The organism is Frankiales bacterium (assembly GCA_016125335.1).
Lineage (GTDB): Bacteria > Actinomycetota > Actinomycetes > S36-B12 > CAIYMF01 > Longivirga.
This window is the reverse complement of sequence record WGLY01000002.1, coordinates 161,773-180,071: the sequence shown is the minus strand read 5'-3', so window position 1 is coordinate 180,071 and position 18,299 is coordinate 161,773. Positions and strand designations below refer to the sequence as shown.

General features: G+C 76.1%; 15 protein-coding genes, 2 rRNA genes and 2 pseudogenes. 16 read left to right on the top strand and 3 right to left on the bottom strand.

All coding sequences use genetic code 11. The features are described 5' to 3' along the window. The 3 genes and pseudogenes from GC157_01770 to GC157_01760 all read left to right on the top strand — a co-directional run. Nucleotides 1–368 (top strand): 23S ribosomal RNA (locus GC157_01770); the annotation flags it as partial. A gap of 64 nt (nucleotides 369–432) precedes the next feature. Next, a 5S ribosomal RNA gene (gene rrf / locus GC157_01765) occupies nucleotides 433–549 on the top strand. Between the two features lie 1,286 nt (nucleotides 550–1,835). Further along, nucleotides 1,836–2,636 (top strand): annotated as a pseudogene (locus GC157_01760) (tetratricopeptide repeat protein). Nucleotides 2,637–2,804: 168 nt separating this feature from the next. On the opposite strand, the gene GC157_01755 reads toward GC157_01760, so the two are convergent. Further along, nucleotides 2,805–3,695, bottom strand: coding sequence for an MBL fold metallo-hydrolase (locus GC157_01755; protein ID MBI1376201.1), 891 nt, complete (start codon nucleotides 3,693–3,695; stop codon nucleotides 2,805–2,807). Nucleotides 3,696–3,900: 205 nt separating this feature from the next. On the opposite strand from GC157_01755, the gene GC157_01750 reads away from it, so the two are divergent. The 3 genes and pseudogenes from GC157_01750 (at nucleotide 3,901) to GC157_01740 (ending at nucleotide 5,563) form a co-directional block, all read left to right on the top strand. Then, the gene (locus tag GC157_01750; protein ID MBI1376200.1) at nucleotides 3,901–4,311 is read left to right on the top strand and encodes a single-stranded DNA-binding protein; all 411 of its coding nucleotides are present in this window, start codon (nucleotides 3,901–3,903) and stop codon (nucleotides 4,309–4,311) included. Further along, nucleotides 4,308–4,754, top strand: coding sequence for a tetratricopeptide repeat protein (locus tag GC157_01745; protein MBI1376199.1), 447 nt, complete (start codon nucleotides 4,308–4,310; stop codon nucleotides 4,752–4,754). The genes GC157_01750 and GC157_01745 overlap by 4 nt, the downstream gene beginning before the upstream one ends. Nucleotides 4,755–4,789: 35 nt before the next feature. Next, nucleotides 4,790–5,563, top strand: a pseudogene (locus GC157_01740) (HAD-IIA family hydrolase). Between the two features lie 273 nt (nucleotides 5,564–5,836). On the opposite strand, the gene GC157_01735 reads toward GC157_01740, so the two are convergent. Continuing rightward, nucleotides 5,837–6,181, bottom strand: coding sequence for a sterol-binding protein (locus GC157_01735; protein MBI1376198.1), 345 nt, complete (start codon nucleotides 6,179–6,181; stop codon nucleotides 5,837–5,839). A gap of 295 nt (nucleotides 6,182–6,476) precedes the next feature. Between GC157_01735 and GC157_01730 the strand changes: the two genes are divergently transcribed. From GC157_01730 to GC157_01690, 9 genes are all read left to right on the top strand, one after another. Next, nucleotides 6,477–6,980, top strand: a complete 504-nt coding sequence (locus GC157_01730) for a polyhydroxyalkanoate synthesis protein PhaF (GenBank protein ID MBI1376197.1) — start codon at nucleotides 6,477–6,479, stop codon at nucleotides 6,978–6,980. After that, on the top strand, nucleotides 6,977–7,663 hold the full coding sequence (locus GC157_01725) for a hypothetical protein (protein MBI1376196.1): 687 nt from the start codon (nucleotides 6,977–6,979) through the stop codon (nucleotides 7,661–7,663). Before GC157_01730 ends, GC157_01725 begins: the two co-directional genes overlap by 4 nt. Nucleotides 7,664–7,667: 4 nt before the next feature. Continuing rightward, the gene (locus GC157_01720; GenBank protein MBI1376195.1) at nucleotides 7,668–8,462 is read left to right on the top strand and encodes a TlyA family rRNA (cytidine-2'-O)-methyltransferase; all 795 of its coding nucleotides are present in this window, start codon (nucleotides 7,668–7,670) and stop codon (nucleotides 8,460–8,462) included. Nucleotides 8,463–8,548: 86 nt separating this feature from the next. After that, on the top strand, nucleotides 8,549–9,439 hold the full coding sequence (locus GC157_01715; GenBank protein MBI1376194.1) for an NAD kinase: 891 nt from the start codon (nucleotides 8,549–8,551) through the stop codon (nucleotides 9,437–9,439). Continuing rightward, nucleotides 9,436–11,298 (top strand): DNA repair protein RecN, encoded by a 1,863-nt coding sequence (gene recN / locus GC157_01710; GenBank protein MBI1376193.1) that lies wholly within the window; start codon nucleotides 9,436–9,438, stop codon nucleotides 11,296–11,298. Before GC157_01715 ends, recN begins: the two co-directional genes overlap by 4 nt. Next, nucleotides 11,295–12,998, top strand: coding sequence for a DUF885 family protein (locus GC157_01705; GenBank protein MBI1376192.1), 1,704 nt, complete (start codon nucleotides 11,295–11,297; stop codon nucleotides 12,996–12,998). Before recN ends, GC157_01705 begins: the two co-directional genes overlap by 4 nt. A 37-nt stretch (nucleotides 12,999–13,035) precedes the next feature. Continuing rightward, nucleotides 13,036–13,914, top strand: a complete 879-nt coding sequence (locus tag GC157_01700; protein MBI1376191.1) for a DUF2817 domain-containing protein — start codon at nucleotides 13,036–13,038, stop codon at nucleotides 13,912–13,914. 160 nt (nucleotides 13,915–14,074) lie between these two features. Beyond that, nucleotides 14,075–15,706 (top strand): CTP synthase, encoded by a 1,632-nt coding sequence (locus GC157_01695; GenBank protein MBI1376190.1) that lies wholly within the window; start codon nucleotides 14,075–14,077, stop codon nucleotides 15,704–15,706. 55 nt (nucleotides 15,707–15,761) lie between these two features. Then, on the top strand, nucleotides 15,762–16,451 hold the full coding sequence (locus GC157_01690; GenBank protein ID MBI1376189.1) for an NUDIX domain-containing protein: 690 nt from the start codon (nucleotides 15,762–15,764) through the stop codon (nucleotides 16,449–16,451). Between the two features lie 12 nt (nucleotides 16,452–16,463). Here GC157_01690 and GC157_01685 read toward each other — a convergent pair whose 3' ends face one another. Then, the gene (locus GC157_01685; protein MBI1376188.1) at nucleotides 16,464–16,979 is read right to left on the bottom strand and encodes a winged helix-turn-helix transcriptional regulator; all 516 of its coding nucleotides are present in this window, start codon (nucleotides 16,977–16,979) and stop codon (nucleotides 16,464–16,466) included. Between the two features lie 112 nt (nucleotides 16,980–17,091). On the opposite strand from GC157_01685, the gene ald reads away from it, so the two are divergent. Beyond that, nucleotides 17,092–18,210 (top strand): alanine dehydrogenase, encoded by a 1,119-nt coding sequence (gene ald / locus GC157_01680; protein ID MBI1376187.1) that lies wholly within the window; start codon nucleotides 17,092–17,094, stop codon nucleotides 18,208–18,210. Nucleotides 18,211–18,299: the final 89 nt, after the last annotated feature.

The following is an 18,299-nucleotide window of genomic DNA, read 5'->3' as shown; positions in this document are numbered from 1 at the left end:
GGGTTGGGCTGTTCGCCCATTAAAGCGGCACGCGAGCTGGGTTTAGAACGTCGTGAGACAGTTCGGTCCCTATCCGCCGCGCGCGTAAGAGTTTTGAGAAGGGCTGTCCCTAGTACGAGAGGACCGGGACGGACGAACCTCTGGTGTGCCAGTTGTCCTGCCAAGGGCACGGCTGGTTGGCTACGTTCGGAAGGGATAACCGCTGAAAGCATCTAAGCGGGAAGCTCGCTTCAAGATGAGAACTCTCACCGGATAACCGGGTAAGGCCCCCAGCGAGACCACTGGGTTGATAGGCCGGAGGTGGAAGTGCAGCAATGCATGGAGCTGACCGGTACTAATAGGCCGAGGGCTTGACTACACCTTCTTCTAGATACGCGTCCACTGTGCGGTTCCCGAGATACGGTCGGGAAACCGATCACATCTCCATAGAGTTTCGGCGGCCATGTCGAAAGGGAAACGCCCGGTCCCATTCCGAACCCGGAAGCTAAGCCTTTCAGAGCCGATGGTACTGCGCGGGAGACTGCGTGGGAGAGTAGGACGCCGCCGGACATTCTTCGAGAACGAGGTCGCCCCATGGGCGGCCTCGTTTCTCGTTGTGGGGGCGACGAGCGGGCCGACCGAGAGCCGGTGCCCGGCCCGCCACGGGCGGGCGCCGGCGACCGCGTGGACACCTCCGGTGCCCACCGCGTGCCGGCGCTGCGAGCGCCGCGCGACCCACGTACGAGAGGACCACGACCATGGCCGACAACCGCGACCGATCCGATCGCGAGCCCGACCGCGAGCGCCGCGGGCCGGCTCGGGGCGCAGCTGCTCCGCGCAGCGCCGGCGGCTCGTCCGGCCGCGGGGCTCCCCGTCCGGGCTCGAGCGCGGGCCGGTCGGGCTCCTCCGGCCGAGACCAGGGCCGTCCTGCCCCGCGCAGCGGCTCGAGCCGGTCCGCCGGGGCCGAGCGCAGCCCGCGCCGCTCGTTCGACTCCGAGGGTGGCGGCCCGCGTCCGCCGCGGGGTGAGCAGGGCTCGTCGCGCTCGTCGTCGTCGGGTCCGGGCTCGTCCCGCTCCGGAGCGTCGCGATCGAGCGCGCCGCGCTCCTCCGCGCCGCGCTCGGGTGCGCCCCGGGCTGGTGCGCCCCGTTCGGGTGCTGCTGGAGCGGAGCGCAGCCCGCGCCGCTCGTTCGACTCCGAGGGCGGCGCCGCGCGTCCGCCGCAGGGTGGGCAGGGCCCGTCGCGGCCGTCGTCCGGTTCGGGCTCGTCCCGCTCCAGTGCGCCCCGCTCCAGTGCGCCCCGCTCCAGTGCGCCCCGTTCCAGTGCGCCCCGTTCCAGTGCGCCCCGTTCCAGTGCGCCCCGTTCCAGTGCCCCCCGTTCCAGTGGCCCCCGTACGGGTGCGCCGCGTTCCGGTGCCGGGGCCGAGGGCGGCCCGCGCCGCTCGTTCGACTCCGAGGGTGGCGCCTCGCGTCCGCCGCGGGGTGGGCAGGGCTCGTCGCGGCCGTCGTCGTCTTCCTCCGGCTCGTCACGCGCGGGAGGGCCTCGTTCGGGCGCCCCGCGCTCGGGTGCTGCGGGGGCCGAGCGCGGGCCCCGCCGCTCGTTCGACTCCGAGGGCGCCGGCCGGCGCTACGACGAGCGTGGCTCGGGAGCCGGCAGGTCGCCGCGCCCGGCGCGCGACACCGAGGCGCGGGGCTCCGGGCCGCGGGGTTCGTCGGGGCGGCGGGAGGACGCGCGACCGGCGTACGGGCGCGGCGGACCCGGCGAGCGGCCGGGTGCCCGCCGTGGTGGCCCTGGCTACGGGGCTGGTCGGGGCCGTCCCGAGCGCGGCGAGCGCGATCGCGACGTGCGCCCGGAGCGAGTGTCCGGCCCGCCGGTGCCCGAGGACGTGACCGGCCGCGAGCTCGACAAGGACGTGCGGGCCGAGCTGCGGACCCTCTCGCTCGAGGCGTCCGACATCGTCTCCCGCCATCTCGTGATGACCGCGCGGCTGCTCGACGAGGACCCGGCGCAGGCGTGGGAGCACGCCCGTGCTGCCGTCGCGCGCGGTGGCCGACTGGCCGTGGTGCGCGAGACGGCCGGGATCGCGGCCTACGCGGCCGGCGAGTACGCCGACGCGCTGGCCCAGTTCCGGGCGGCGCGGCGCATCTCCGGCTCGGACGCCTACTGGCCGGTGATGGCCGACTGCGAGCGCGGCCTGGGCCGGCCCGAGCGGGCCATCGCCATGGCCGGCGCGCCCGAGGCCGACCGGCTCGACCGGGCCGGGCGCGTGGAGCTGCGGATCGTCGTGTCCGGGGCGCGCCGCGACCAGGGCCAGCTCGACGCCGCGGTCGTGACGCTGCAGTGCCCGGAGCTGGAGTCGCGCTCCACCGAGGAGTGGTCCGCGCGGCTGAAGTTCGCCTACGCCGACGCGCTGCTGGCCGCCGGCCGTGCGGAGGAGGCGCGGGCCTGGTTCGTGCGTGCCGCCGACGTCGACGTGCACGAGGCCACGGAGGCCGCCGAGCGCGTCGCCGAGCTCGAGGGCCTGGTGTGGACCGACCTGCTCGACGCCGAGGACGCGGACGACGACGCCGCCGACGACGCGGTCACGGACGAGACTGACGAGACTGACGACGCGGAGGACGACGCCGCCGACACCGAGCACCCCGACGGCGAGGACGGGCACGACGTCGTCACGGACCCCGACGGCGCGACCGCAGCGGACGCCGACGACCAGCCCTCGCAGCCCTAGCAGCGCTCTCGGCGCGACGGCCCGGACCGGTGCCGGGCCGCGCCCGGCTGCGGTGGGCCGGCGTCGGGCGAGCGCCCTGACGCCGGCGCGCCGTGCCGGTCAGCCCGCGGGGGACTCGAGCTCGGCCTGCTTGTCCAGCCAGCGCCAGATCCCGGCGACGTCGGCCTCGGTGCTCGAGAGCACCTCGGTCTTGTGGTCGATCTCGGGGTCGGCCCGCAGCGCGTAGCGCGCCGCGGTGCGCTCGCGCACGCGGGCCACGGCGTGGTCGAGGTCGAGGCCGTCGACCCGGGCCTCGCGGACCAGCTCCACCCACAGGCGCAGCTCCTCCACGGAGCGGTCCAGCGTGGTGTCGACGTCGGTCACCGGCCCGAAGTGGCTGAAGAGCAGACGCCGCGGCGCCCGCTCGCGCATGCGCTCCAGCGAGCCGAGGGCGGCGTCGAGGTCGAACTCCGGCGGCGGGGTGGCCGGGCGCAGGTCGCCGGTCTCGGGAGTCCACACCCCGGCAGCGTCGCCGGTGTAGAGGTCGCCGGTGAGCGAGTCGAGCAGGCCCACGTGGTGGCGGGCGTGGCCGGGGGAGTCGAACGACTCCAGCCTGCGGCCGCCGCCGAGGTCGACCTGCGCGCCGTCGGTGAGCACCCGGATGCGGGCCGCGTCCGTGGGCCGCAGGGCGCCGAACAGCTCGTGCAGCACGGAGCCGAACACCCGCTCGGCGCTGGCCATGAGGCGCGAGGGGTCGGCCAGGTGACGGGCCCCGGCCTCGTGGACCACGACCTCGGCCCGCGGGAACGCGGCCGCGAGGTCGCCCACGCCGCCGGCGTGGTCGAGGTGGATGTGCGTCACCACGATGGCGGCGAGGTCCTCGGCGCCGACGCCGAGGCCCGCGAGCGCCTCGACCACGCGGTCGGCCGAGGTCGCCGCGCCCGTCTCCACCAGGCAGGGGCGCTCGCCGCGGATCAGGTAGCCGGCGGTGATGCCGTCGTAGCCGCCCATCTCGGTGTCGACGAGCCACACCTCGTCGCCGAGGTCGACCACGGGCCGAGCGCCGTCGCTGCCGGGCTGGGCGTCCACAGGCGTCTCCTCGGGCGTGTCGTCGTCGGGGCTCGGGCTCGGGCCGCCGCGCGCGTCGGCGGCCCCTCGCAGGGTACGTCCCACGACCGGGGCCGTGGGGGTCCCGGGTGGGACGGGAGGCACCAGCATGACGAGCCGTCGCGGCAGCGGGTCGGTCCGGGCGAGCGGGGAGGACGACGCCGGGGCGCTCAACGAGGTGCGGCTGCGGGGCCGGCTCGCGGCCGCACCCGAGGAGCGGGAGATGCCCTCCGGCGACCGCTACGTGGTGTTCCGGCTGGTGGTGGACCGCCCCGCGGCGGCGCGGTCCTCCGCCGGCAGCGCCCGGTTCGACACCCTCCAGTGCACGGCGTTCCGGGCCGAGGCCCGCCGCCGGCTGCTGCGCTGGGAGCGCCACGACGTCGTGGAGGTCCGGGGCAGCCTGCGCCGCTGGTTCTTCCACCGCGGCGCGGACTCCGGCTCGCGCTACCAGGTCGAGGTCGAGAGCGCGGCGCGGGTGACGCGGGCCGGTCAGGAGGGACGTGCCACCATGGCCGGGTGAGCGCGCAGGGGTTGCCGGAGCCGCCGGCCGGGGACGCCTACGACTGGTTCCGGCGCGGCAGCGCGCTGCTCGAGGAGGGCCACCCGGCCGCCGCGGCCGAGCTGCTCGCGTGGGCCGCGCGCGACGAGCCGGACGCCGCCTCCATCCGGGAGGCCTGGGCCCGGGCCCTGTTCGACGCCCGGCGCTACGAGGACGCCGCCCGCGAGTTCACCGTGCTGACCGAGCTCGCGCCCGACGACGACTACGCGCGGTTCGGCCTCGGCCTGGCCCTCTGGCGGCTGCGCCGCTTCCCGCAGGCGGCCGACCACCTCGCGATGGCCGCGGTGATGCGACCGGACCGGGCCGACTACGGCCGGGCGCTGGCGCAGGTGCGGGCCACCCTGGCCGCCCGTGCCGAGGCCGGGCTCGACCCGGTCGGGAGCCCCGACGAGACGCTGTCGTGAGCGCCGTCCGCGACGAGCACGAGGACGGGCCGCTGCTGCTCGACGCGCACGACGCGCTGCTGCTCGACCTCGACGGCGTGGTCTACGTCGGCCCCGACGCCGTGGCGCACGCGGTCGAGTCCCTGCAGGAGGCGCGCCGCCGCGGCGTGGTGACGGCGTACGTCACCAACAACGCTGCGCGTCCGCCCGCGGTGGTGGCCGAGCACCTGCGCTCGCTCGGGCTCGCCGTGGCCGACCACGACGTCGTCACCTCCGCGCAGGCCGGGGCCCGGGAGGTGGCCGCCCGGGTGCCCTCGGGGGCGGCCGTGCTCTGCGTGGGTGGTCCCGGCGTCGCCGAGGCGGTCGCCGCCCGCGGGCTGCGGCCGGTCGCCTCGGCCCGGGAGGCCCCGGTGGCGGTCCTCATGGGCTATGGCCCGGACGTCGGCTGGCGCGAGCTCGCGGAGGCGTCGTACGCGGTCGGCGCGGGCGCGCTCTTCGTGGCGACCAACACCGACCTGTCCATCCCCACCGAGCGCGGGATCGCGCCCGGGAACGGCACCCTGGTGGCCGCGGTGGTGTCGGCGACCGGGCGCGAGCCGCTCGTGGCCGGCAAGCCGTTCGCGCCGCTCATCGAGGAGTCCGTGGAGCGGGTGGGCGCGCACCGCCCGCTGATCGTGGGCGACCGGCTCGACACCGACATCGAGGCCGGGCACGTCTGCGGGGTGGACAGCCTGCTGGTGATGACCGGCGTGACGCATGTGCGCGACCTGCTCCGCGCGCCCGCCCACCGCCGTCCGACCTACCTCGCCGCCGACCTGCGCGGCCTGCTCGCCCCCGCTGCGGCCACGCGCGTCGCCGACGCCCCGCGCGGGGCGCCGCAGGACCCGCTCGCGCCGGTGCGGGCCGTCGTGCGCGCGTGGTGGGAGCGCCTCGACGCCGGGGCGGACCCGGCCGACGCCGACGAGGACGCCACGCAGGCCCAGCAGGTCGTCGACGCCGTCCTGCACGACCGCGCCCGGCCCACCGGCTGAGCGGCCGCGCCGGTCCGGCGCGTCCGGCCGGCGCCGCACGTGACGGGTGCCGCCGGTGTGCGGACTGCGGCGTCAGAGGAACGAGCGCAGCAGGAACAGGTCGCGCAGGTGGGCGTCGACCTTGACCCGTCCGCGGGCCCACGCCCGGCCGAACGAGAGCCGGCCCTCCACGAGGTCCAGCAGGACGTCGGAGTCCATGGTGAGGCGCAGCCGGGCCGCGCGGAACGCGACGAGGTCGACGTCGCGCACGTCGGTCAGCCGCCCCCCGCGCAGGTCCGCGGCGACCGCGAGGCTGTGGTCGCGCACCAGCGCGGCGACGGCGATGTCCGGGATCCGCGCCCGGGTCGCGTCGTCGACGTCGTCGAGCGTCGCGACCACCTGGTCGAGCGCCGCGCGCACGTCCTCGACGTCGGCCACGTGCGTGCCCCTCCGTCCGGTCGTCCCCTGCCTCTGCGGTGCGGCGCCCGGGTCGGCGCAGAACGCCGGGCCCGCGAGCCGCGTCGCGGTGACGCTACCGCAGCGTCCGGCGGCGCCCGTGCGCCGGCGACCGCGCCGGCCCCGCCCCGATGCCGCGGGGGACCGGCCGGACGCCGCCCGGGCGCGACCGGTCACCGCGGGCGAGGTCGGTATAGCGTGGGACGGACGGCGGGACGTCCGCACCGGTCGACGGCGCGGCGGCCCCGGCGCCCCCAGCAGCCCAGCAGGAGGCACGGTGCTCGACGCGCTTCGCGGATATGTCCAGCTCGCCACCGGGCTGACCGAGGTCACGCTCGCCAAGGCCCGGGAGGCGGCCACCGCGCTGGTCGCCCAGGGCCTGGACCTGCAGAAGGTCCCCGACGTCCCGGGCAAGGACTCGGCCGTCGACGCCGCCTCGCGGGCGGCCACGCAGGTGCAGGGCCTGGCCGACGACCTGCTCGAGACGAGCAAGCAGAACCGCGAGCTGCTCACCGGACTGGTGCGCACCGAGGTCGACCGGGCCGCGGGCCGGCTCGGCTTCGTCCGCGAGGAGGAGCTCGCCGCGGTGCGCCGCCACGTCGCGCGCCTCGAGGGCCAGCTCGCCGACATCCGCGCGGAGCTCGCGACCGGCGCGGCTGCCACCGGCGCGGCTGCCACCGCCGCGACCCCGGCCGCCGCGGCCCCGGCGCCGAAGGCCAAGAAGAAGAAGGTCCCCGTGACCAAGCCCGCGGCAGAGGTCGCGGAGGGCGGCGGCTCGTGAGCATCCCTGACCCGAGCGGCACCGACCCGAGCGGCACCGACCCGGCCGGCACCGAGCGCGACGACGTGCCGGTGCTGGACCCGCGCGGGTCCGCCGCGGACTCCGACGCGGCCGGAGAGCGCACCGGCGAGGGTCCCGGCGCCGAGCCCGCGACCGAGCCCGACGTCGGCCCCGGCGCCGTGGGCGAGGACGAACTGGCCACCGAGGTCGCCGACGACGACGGCATGGCCGAGCCGGACGACCCCGCCCCTGCCTCCCGGGCCGAGCCGGGCACCGGCGACGACAGCGTCGGCGCCGACAGCGAGGCCGGGGACGGCCCGACCGACCGCACCGAGGACATCGTCGCCGCCGGCGACGGCACCGGCGCCGACAGCACCGACGTGACGGAGGACGTCGACGCCGCGGACGTCACCCACGACGTCGTCGACGACGACGCCGACCTCGACGCGTGGGACGACGGCTCGGACGTCGTCGGCCCGGGCGGCTCGTTGCCCTTCGTGGTCTCCGCCCGCGAGGAGTTCGCCGCGCTCGGCGAGGTCGAGCGCACCGGCGACGCGCGCGTGGACGCCGCGACGGCCCGGCTCGCCGAGGTGGCCGAGCTGCCCGTGGCCGACCACGTCGCGGTGTACGACGACGTCCACCGACGCCTGCAGGACGCCCTCGCCGACGCCGACGTGCGCTAGAGCGGTGTCGCGCCGCCGCCTCGACGCCGAGCTCGTGCGCCGGGGTCTCGCCCGCTCGCGCGAGCACGCGCAGTCGCTCGTCGCCGACGGCCGCGTGCTCGTCGGCGGCGTCCGGGCGGTCAAGCCGGCCACCCAGGTGGACGCCGCGACCAGCCTCGTGGTGCGCGAGGCGCAGGAGGGCCCCGACTACGTCTCGCGCGGGGCGCACAAGCTCGTGGGGGCCCTCGACGCGTTCGGCCTCGACGTCACCGGGCGGATCGCGCTCGACGCCGGCGCCAGCACGGGCGGCTTCACCGACGTCCTGCTGCGCCGGGGGGTCGCCTCGGTGGTCGCGGTCGACGTCGGGTACGGGCAGCTGGCCTGGTCGATCCGCAGCGACCCGCGGGTCACGGTGCTCGAGCGAACCAACGTGCGCGACCTGCGCCCCGGCGACCTCGACGTGCGGCCGGACCTCGTGGTGGCCGACCTGTCGTTCATCTCCCTGTCGCTCGTGCTCGCCCCGCTCGCCGCCGTGGTCACCGACGACGCGGACCTCGTCCTCATGGTCAAGCCGCAGTTCGAGGTGGGGAAGGAGCAGGTCGGACCCGGGGGAGTGGTGCGCGACCCCGCCCTCAGGTCGGACGCCGTCCGTAGGATCGCCGCAGCCGCGCTGGCCCTCGGGCTCGGCACGGCCGGCGTGGTCGCCTCCCCGCTGCCGGGGCCGAGCGGCAACGTCGAGTACTTCCTGCACCTGCGTCGCGGGGCGGGTCCGCTCGCGGACGCCGACCTCGCCCGAGCCGTCGAGGAGGGCCCCCGGTGACGGACCCTGCGGCCGAGCCCGCTCCCGCGCCCGCCTCCACGGCCGGCCCGGAGTCCGGTGCCGGGCACCCGGCCGTGCCGCGGCGGGTGCTGCTGGTCACCCACGGCGGGCGCCCCGACGCCGTGCAGATCGCCCGCCAGGTCGCCGACGAGCTGTGCCGCGAGGGGATCGAGGTGCGGGCCACGGCCGAGGAGGCCGTCGAGCTCGTCCCGTGCGGCATTGTCGCGGTCGACGGCGACACCGCGGCCGAGGGCTGCGAGGTCGTCGTCGTGCTCGGCGGGGACGGCACGATCCTGCGCGGCGCCGAGCTGGCCCGGCCCTTCGACGTCCCCCTGCTCGGGGTCAACCTCGGCCACGTCGGCTTCCTCGCCGAGGCCGAGGTGGAGGAGGTCAGCGCCGTCGTGCGCGCGGTGGTCGAGCGCCGGTGGACGGTCGAGGAGCGCACCACGCTCGAGGTGGTGGTGAGCGCCGAGGGCGCCGAGCTGGCCCGCACCTGGGCGCTCAACGAGGCCTCGGTCGAGAAGGTGAGCCGCGAGCGGATGCTCGAGGTGATGATCGAGGTCGACCGGCGGCCGCTGTCGCGCTGGGGCTGCGACGGCGTCGTGGCCGCCACCCCCACGGGCTCCACCGCCTACGCCTTCTCCGCCGGCGGCCCGGTCGTGTGGCCGGAGGTCGAGGCGCTGCTGGTGGTGCCGATCAGCGCGCACGCCCTGTTCGCCCGGCCGCTCGTGGTGGCGCCGACGAGCAGCATCGGCGTCGAGATCATGCCGCGCACCAGCGGCGGGGTGCTGTGGTGCGACGGGCGGCGGCTCGTCGAGCTGCCGCCCGGCTCCCGGGTCGACATCACCCGGCACCCGGCCCCGGTCCGCTTCGCCCGCCTGCACTCCGCCCCGTTCACCGACCGGCTCGTCGCGAAGTTCGACCTGCCCGTCGACGGGTGGCGGGGGAGGGCCCGGGCCGGGGACGGCAGCCGGTGATCGAGGAGATCCGCCTGCGCGGGCTCGGCGTCATCGACGATGCCGCGCTCGAGCCGCACCCGGGCTTCACCGCGCTCACCGGCGAGACGGGCGCGGGCAAGACCATGGTGCTCACCGGCCTCGCCCTGCTCCTCGGGGGACGCGCCGACGCCGGCGCGGTCCGCTCCGGCGCCGCCCGCGCCGAGGTCGAGGGGAGGCTGCACGTCGATCTGCCCGCCGTCCTCGACCGGGTGCACGAGGCGGGCGGCGAGCTCGACGACGGCGCCGTGCTCGTGGCGCGCACCGTCACCGCGGAGGGGCGCAGCCGCGCCCACCTCGGGGGCCGCTCCGTCCCGGCGAGCGTGCTCGCCGAGATCGCCGACGACCTCGTGGCCGTGCACGGCCAGAGCGACCAGCAGCGCCTGCTGGCACCCTCGCGCCAGCGGGCCGCGCTCGACCGCTACGCCGGCCCGCCGGTCACCGACCTGCTCGGCGACTACCGCGGCCTGCTCGACCGGCTGCGCCGGGTGGAGCACGACCTCGCGGAGATCACCGGGCACGCGCGCGAGCGCGCGCAGGAGGCCGACCTGCTGCGCCTGGGCCTCACCGAGATCGAGGCGGTCGACCCGGTGCCCGGGGAGGACGCCGCGCTCGCCGCCGAGGCGGCGCGCCTCGCGCACGCCGAGGCGCTGCGCGAGGCGGCGCTGTCCGCGCACGCGTCGCTGCGCGCGGACGACGACGCCCCGGACGCCCTCGGCCTGCTCGCCCTCGCCCGGCGCTCCCTCGACGCGGTCCGCGAGCATGACGCCGAGCTCGGCCGGCTGGCCGACCGCGTCGCCGACGCCGCGGTCCTGCTCGCGGACGTCTCCGCCGACCTCGCGGGCTACGCGGCGTCGGCCGAGTCCGACCCGGCCCGGCTCGCGGCGGTGGAGGAGCGCCGCGCCGCCCTCACCGCGCTCACGCGCAAGTACGGCGCCACCGTCGAGGAGGTGCTCGCCTGGTCCGGGCGGGCCGCGCTGCGCCTCGGCGAGGTCGACGGCGACGACGAGCGGCTGGCGGGGCTCGCCGCGCAGCGCGCGCAGCTGCGGGAGCGGCTCGGCGAGCTGGCCGGCCGGATCTCGGCCGCCCGCCGCGCGGCGGGGGAGCGGTTCGCCGCCGCCGTCAGCGCCGAGCTGGTGGAGCTCGCGATGCCGCACGCGCAGGTGCACGTGGAGCTGCGCCACGCCGAGTCCGCCGACGGCCTCGAGGTCGTCCTCGACGGCGCGGCGAGGCGGGTGGCCTTCGGCCCGAGCGGCGTCGACGAGGTCGAGCTGCTGCTCGTGCCGCACGCCGGCGCACCCGCGCGACCCCTCGCCAAGGGCGCCTCCGGCGGCGAGCTCTCGCGCGTCATGCTCGCGGTCGAGGTGGTCCTCGCGGGCACCGAGCCCGTGCCCACCCTGGTGTTCGACGAGGTCGACGCCGGGGTCGGCGGCCGCGCGGCGGTCGAGGTGGGCCGACGCCTGGCCCGGCTGGCGCGCAGCAGCCAGGTGCTCGTCGTCACGCACCTGCCGCAGGTCGCGGCGTTCGCCGACCGCCAGGTGGTGGTGCGCAAGAGCGACGACGGCCGGGTGACCACGTCGGACCTGCGCGTCGTCGCCGACGAGGACCGCGTGCGCGAGCTGGCGCGTATGCTCGCCGGGCTCGAGGGCTCCGAGTCCGCCGCGGCCCACGCCCAGGAGCTGCTCGACCTCGCCGCGGCCGACCGCGCCGCGCCGGGCGCCCCGGGGCGCGGCGCGACCGTCGCCGCGGGCACCACCGCCGCAGCCGCGGCCCACGAACCCGCCACAGCGGACCGCACCGAACCTGTCACCACCCCACGACGCAGGAGGGCACGAGCATGACCGAGGTCTTCGAGTTCGCCGACCGGGCCGTCGAGGCGATCGCCGCCGACCACCCCGTGTTCGCGACGTTCATGGGCGTCGCGGGCTACGACGACCGGATGTCCGACTGGAGCCTCGCCGCGGCCGACGCCCGCTACGCCCGGCACCAGGAGTGGCTCGTGGCGCTCGACGCCATGCCGATCGCCAACGACGACGACCGGCTCGCGGTCGCCTTCATGCGCGAGCGGCTCGGGGCCCAGGTGGAGCAGCACCGGCTCGGCGAGCACCTGCGCGATGTCAACGTGATCGGCAGCCCGGTGCAGGCCTGCCGCGACGTGTTCACGCTCATGGCCACCGCGACCGACGACGACTGGCGCACGATCGCGGCCCGCCTCGAGGCCGTGCCGTGGTCGCTGGGCACGCTGCGCAGCGTGTACGAGGAGGGCATCGCGCGCGGCGTGCTGCCGGCCCGGCGCCAGGTGCTCGGCGGTGCCGACATGGCCGCCGTGGCCGCGGGCCTGGCCGCCGACGGCACCCGGGGCGAGTCCTGGTTCGACGGCTTCGTGGCCCAGTACGCCGGCGGCGACGACGCGCTCTCCGCCCGGCTGCGCGAGGCCGCGGCGGGCGCGGCCGCGGCGTACGCCGACCTCGCCCTGTGGATGCGCGGCACCTGGGCGCCCGTGGCGCTGGAGCAGGACGGCGTCGGCCGCGACCGCTACACCGCGATGGCGCGGGTGTACCTCGGGGCGGAGATCGACCCGGAGGAGACCTACGCCTGGGGCTGGCAGGAGCTGGCCGCGCTCACCCACCGGATGAACGACGTCGCCTCGCGGCTCTACGGCGGCGTGACCCCGGCCGAGGCCCAGGCCCGGCTCGACACCGACCCCGCCTACCGGCAGGGCGACGCCGAGGGCACCCGCGCCTGGCTGCAGCAGGTCACCGACGAGACCATCGCGTCGTTCAACGGCACCTACTTCGACATCCCGGAGGAGATGCTGCGCTGCGAGGTGGTGATCGCACCTCCGGGCGCCGCCGCCGCGCCCTACTACACCCCGCCGAGCGAGGACTTCAGCCGGTCCGGCCGCACCTGGCTGCCGGTGCTCGACGAGTCGTCGCTGCGGGCCTGGTGGCTGCTGTCGGTCTGGTACCACGAGGCGGTGCCGGGCCACCACCTCCAGGTCGCCTACGCGATGCTCCAGCGCGAGCGGCTCTCCCGGTTCCAGCGCGTGGAGTTCGTGTCCGGCCACGGCGAGGGCTGGGCGCTCTACGCCGAGCGGCTCATGGACGAGCTCGGCTACTTCTCCGACCCGGGCTACGAGCTCGGGTTCCTGTCCAACCAGGCGATGCGCGCGGTGCGCATCGTGCTCGACATCGGCCTGCACCTCGGCCTGGAGGTGCCCGCCGACATCGACCCCGTGCTGGTGGAGGGCCTGGCCGCCGACCCGCGCGGACGGGTGTGGGACCGCGAGACCGCCCGCGACTTCCTCGCGGTGCGCGGGCTCCAGTCCGACACGTTCGCCGCCAGCGAGGTCGACCGCTACCTCGGCATCCCCGGCCAGGCGATCTCCTACAAGGTGGGGGAGCGGGTCTGGCTGGCCGCCCGCGAGGACGCGAAGGCGCGCGAGGGCGAGGCGTTCGACCTCAAGGCCTGGCACATGCGTGCCCTCGCCCTCGGGTCGGTCGGTCTCGACGTGCTGCGCGCCGAGCTCGCACGCGGCTGAGCCGCGACCGGTGATCCGCGCGCGGGCCCGCGGGGCCGTGGCCGCTGCAGCGCTCGCGCTCGCCGCGGCCGCGGTCCCGCTGGTCGCCGCGCCGGCGGCCGTCGGCGTCGATCAGCAGCAGCCCGCGGCGCTGCGCTCCCCGGTGAGCGTCACCCGCCACTGGCGGGCGAGCGCGCCGCAGCGGATCGTGCTCGGCCGCTCGGTGCAGGGCCGCACGATCATGGCGCTGCGCCGGGGCCGGCCGGACGCGCCGTACGTGCTGCTGCTGCTCGGCCAGATGCACGGCAGCGAGCCCGGCGGCCGGGCGGTGGCGGCCAAGGTCGCCCGGATGAACCCGCCGGCCGGCCTGCAGGTGTGGGTGGTCAGCACCATGAACCCCGACGGCGCCGCGGCGCACCGCCGCACCAACGCCCACGGCGTCGACCTCAACCGCAACTTCCCCTACCGGTGGAGCCCCACGACGTCGAGCCCCGCCTACGCCCCGGGGCGCCGGCCGCTGAGCGAGCCCGAGTCGCGGGCCATGGCGGCCTTCCTCGACCGGCTGCGCCCGGACCTCGTGGTGTCGCTGCACCAGGCCTACCGCTCGGTCGACGTGAGCAGCGCCAAGACCCGCACCTACGCGCGCCGGCTGGCCGCCGCGCTGCGGCTGCGCACGGTGCGGGTGCCGTGCGGCACCGGTCCGTGCCACGGCACCATGACCAGCTGGTACAACGCGCTCTACGTCGGCCAGGCGATCACCGTCGAGCTGCCGGCCTCCGTGCCGCCGAGCTGGGCGACCCTCGACGCGCGCGGGATCATGTCCGTGGCGGCGCAGCTCGTGCCCACGCCGACCCCGACGCCCACGCCGACCCCGACGCCCACACCGACGCCGACACCCACCCCGACCACCACGGCCACGAGCGCGCCGGCCGCCTGAACGGGTCGTGCCCCGGCACGCGGCCGGGCCCCTCGCGGCGTCCGGCGCCCGCCGGCGTCCGACGCCGGACCCGCGCGGCGAACACGCCGGGCGCGACCGGTCCGGCGGTCGCCGGGCACTGATAGCCTGGACCTCCGTGAACCCGCAGACCACGAAGCACCTGTTCGTCACCGGAGGGGTCGCCTCCTCCCTCGGCAAGGGGCTCACAGCCTCCTCGCTCGGCAACCTGCTGAAGGCTCGCGGGCTGCGCGTGACCATGCAGAAGCTCGATCCCTACCTCAACGTGGATCCGGGCACGATGAACCCGTTCCAGCACGGCGAGGTCTTCGTCACCAACGACGGGGCCGAGACCGACCTGGACATCGGCCACTACGAGCGCTTCCTCGACGTCGACCTGCACGGGTCGGCCAACGTCACCACCGGCCAGGTCTACTCGCAGGTGATCGCGAAGGAGCGCCGCGGCGAGTACCTCGGCGACACGGTGCAGGTGATCCCGCACATCACCAACGAGATCAAGGCCCGGATCCGGCGCATGGCCGGCCCCGAGGTCGACGTCGTCATCACCGAGGTCGGCGGCACGGTCGGCGACATCGAGTCGCTGCCGTTCCTCGAGGCGGTGCGCCAGATCCGCCACGAGGTCGGCCGCGACAACGTCTTCTTCCTGCACGTGTCGCTGCTGCCCTACATCGGGCCCTCGGGCGAGCTGAAGACCAAGCCCACCCAGCACTCCGTGGCCGCGCTGCGCAGCATCGGCATCCAGCCCGACGCGATCGTGCTGCGCGCCGACCGCGAGGTGCCCACCAGCATCAAGCGCAAGATCTCGCTCATGTGCGACGTCGACGTCGAGGCCGTCGTGGCCGCGGTCGACGCGCCGAGCATCTACGACATCCCCAAGGTGCTGCACGGCGAGGGGCTCGACGCCTACGTCGTGCGCCGGCTCGGGCTGCCGTTCCGCGACGTCGACTGGACCGACTGGGACGAGCTGCTGCGCCGGGTGCACCACCCCGCGCACGAGGTCACCGTCGCCCTGGTCGGCAAGTACGTCGACCTGCCCGACGCCTACCTCTCGGTCACCGAGGCGCTGCGCGCGGGCGGGTTCGCCCACGACTGCCGGGTGAACGTGCGCTGGGTGACCTCCGACGAGTGCGTCACTCCCGAGGGCGCCGAGCGGCTGCTCGGCGACGTCGACGCCGTGTGCGTGCCCGGCGGCTTCGGCGTCCGCGGCATCGAGGGCAAGCTGGCCGCGCTGCGGTTCACCCGGGAGCGCGGCATCCCCACGCTCGGGCTGTGCCTGGGCCTGCAGTGCATGGTGATCGAGTACGCCCGCGACGTCGCCGGGCTCGAGGGCGCCGGCTCGGCCGAGTTCGACGAGTCGACGCCGCACCCGGTGATCGCCACCATGGCCGACCAGCGCGACGTGGTCGCGGGGGAGCGCGACATGGGCGGCACCATGCGCCTGGGCCTCTACCCGGCCAAGCTCGCCGAGGGCAGCATCGTGCGCGAGGTCTACGGCGAGACCTACGTCGACGAGCGGCACCGCCACCGCTACGAGGTCAACAACGACTACCGCGCGCAGCTCGAGTCGGCCGGCCTGTGGTTCTCCGGCACCTCTCCGGACGGCCGCCTCGTGGAGTTCGTCGAGCTGCCGCGCGACGTGCACCCCTACTACGTGGCCACCCAGGCCCACCCCGAGCTGCGCTCGCGCCCCACCAAGGCGCACCCGCTGTTCGCCGGTCTCGTGGCCGCCGCGCTGGCGCGGCGCGGCACGACCGTCACGCTCGCCCACGCCTGAGCAGGTGAGCGACCCCGGCCTCGGCGGCGTGCCGCCGTCGGACGACGACGTCGTGCTGGCGCCCACCTGGCCCGGCGACGTCGACTCCCTGGTCGACGAGCCGGACCCGCGCACGGTCGAGCGCAGCGAGGTGGTGCACCACGGGCTGGTGTGGGACCTGCGCCGCGACACCGTCGACCTCGGCGACGGCCAGCGCGTGGTGCGCGAGTTCGTCGCGCACCCCGGGGCGGTGGCCGTGCTCGCGCTCGACTCCCGCGACCGCGTGTACCTGCTGCGCCAGTACCGCCACCCGATCGGGATGTCCGTGTGGGAGCCCGTCGCCGGCCTGCTCGACGTCGCGGGCGAGTCCCCGTGGGACGGCGCGGCCCGCGAGCTGGTGGAGGAGGCCGGCCTCACCGCCGCCCGCTGGGACGTGCTGGTGGACCTCGAGAACTCGCCCGGCGGGTCGAGCGAGACGATCCGCTGCTACCTCGCGCGCGACCTGGCCCCTGCGCCCGGCGGCCGACCGGCCGGCGACGGCGAGGAGCGCGACCTCCCGCACGTGTGGGTGCCGCTCGAGAGCGCGGTGGCCGGGGTGCTCGCCGGTCGCCTCACCGCGCCGCTGACGGTGGCCGGGGTGCTCGCGGCGTACGCCGCACGCCAGGCGTCGTGGAGCACGCTGCGCCGGGTGGACGCGCCCTGGCCGGTGCGCGCCCACGTGACGGGCAGCGGCCGCGCCCGGCTGCCCGGCTCGTCGGGCGGCTGAGGCCGGGCCCCGTCACAGGGCGATGCCGGCCCCGGGGAAGTGGTCGAACACGAGGCTGGTCTGGGTCGACTCGGTCTCCGGGCGGGCCGAGAGCGTCTGGGTCACGAAGTTGCGCAGGCCCTCGGTGTCCGACGCCGCGACGTGCACGAGGAAGTCGAAGGCCCCGGCGACGAAGTAGACGTTGAGCACGCCCGGCTCGTGGGCGAGCCGCTGCCCGAGCTCCACGAGGCTGTTGCGCGCGCCGGGGCGCACGCGCACGGACACGATCGCCTGCAGATCCGCGCCCACCCGGGCGTGGTCGACGTCGGCCCGGAACCCGCGGATGACCCCGCGCCGCACCAGGTTCTGGGTGCGCAGCAGGCACGTCGAGGGGGCGATGCCCAGCCGCTCGGCCAGCACGTTGTTGGGCAGCCGGCCGTCGCGCACCAGCTCGCCGAGGATCTGCCGGTCGAGGGCGTCCAGGGGCTTCTGCACCGGATTCGGCGTGGACCGGGACGCCGGGGCGCTCCTCGAACGGGGTGCAGGCATGGCCAGATGATACTGAACCCAGTGCGGCGCCTCTACCGCTTGGCCGGTCCCAGGTTCATCCTCCTGCCCAACCGGCAACGCCCGGCGACGACGGCGAGCAGCGGAGGTAGTCGTGAAGGTCGCAATCCCGCGCGAGGTCAAGGACAACGAGTTCCGCGTGGCGATCACGCCGGCGGGGGTGTTCGAGCTCGCCCGCCACGGCCACGAGGTCTACGTCGAGCAGGGTGCCGGCGTCGGCTCGTCGATCACCGACGAGGAGTACGTCGCGGCCGGCGCGACGATCCTGCCCACCGCGGACGACGTCTGGGGCACCGGCGAGCTCGTGCTCAAGGTGAAGGAGCCCATCGCGGAGGAGTACCACCGCATGCGCAAGGGCCAGACCCTCTTCACCTACCTGCACCTCGCCGCCTCGCGCGAGTGCACCGAGGCGCTGGTCTCCTCCGGCGTCACGGCGATCGCGTACGAGACCGTCGAGCTGCCCGACCGCTCGCTGCCGCTGCTCGCCCCGATGTCCGAGGTGGCCGGGCGCCTGGCCCCGCAGGTGGGCGCCCACGCGCTCATGCGCGCCAACGGCGGTCGCGGCGTGCTCATGGGCGGCGTGTCGGGCACCTACGCCGCCAAGGTCGTCGTGCTCGGCGCGGGCGTGTCCGGGCAGAACGCGGCCGCGATCGCGCTCGGCATGCAGGCCGAGGTGCTGCTGCTCGACCTCAACATCGCGCGGCTGCGGCAGGTCGACGCGATCTACCAGGGCCACATGCAGACCGTCGCGTCCAACGCCTACGAGGTGGAGCGCGCCGTGCTCGACGCCGACCTCGTCATCGGCGCGGTGCTCGTGCCCGGGGCGAAGGCGCCCAAGCTGATCAGCAACGAGCTGGTGTCGAGGATGAAGCCGGGCTCGGTGCTCGTGGACATCGCGATCGACCAGGGCGGCTGCTTCGAGGACTCGCGCCCGACCACGCACTCGCACCCCACGTACACCGTGCACGACTCGGTCTTCTACTGCGTGGCGAACATGCCGGGCGCGGTGCCCAACACCTCGACCTACGCCCTGACCAACGTCACGCTGCCCTACGCCGTCGCGCTGGCGAACAAGGGCTGGGCCCAGGCGCTGCGCGACGACGCCTCGCTGGCCCTCGGCCTCAACACCCACGAGGGCAGCATCACCTACGGCGCCGTGGCCGAGGCCTTCCCCGACATCGCCTCGGTCTCGCTGGAGTCCGTGCTCGCCTGATCAGCGGGCCGCGCGCGGCCACGAGCCCCGGCACCCCTCGGTCATCGGCCGGGGAGCCGGGGCTCGTGCGTTATGTCAGGTAAGGTCGG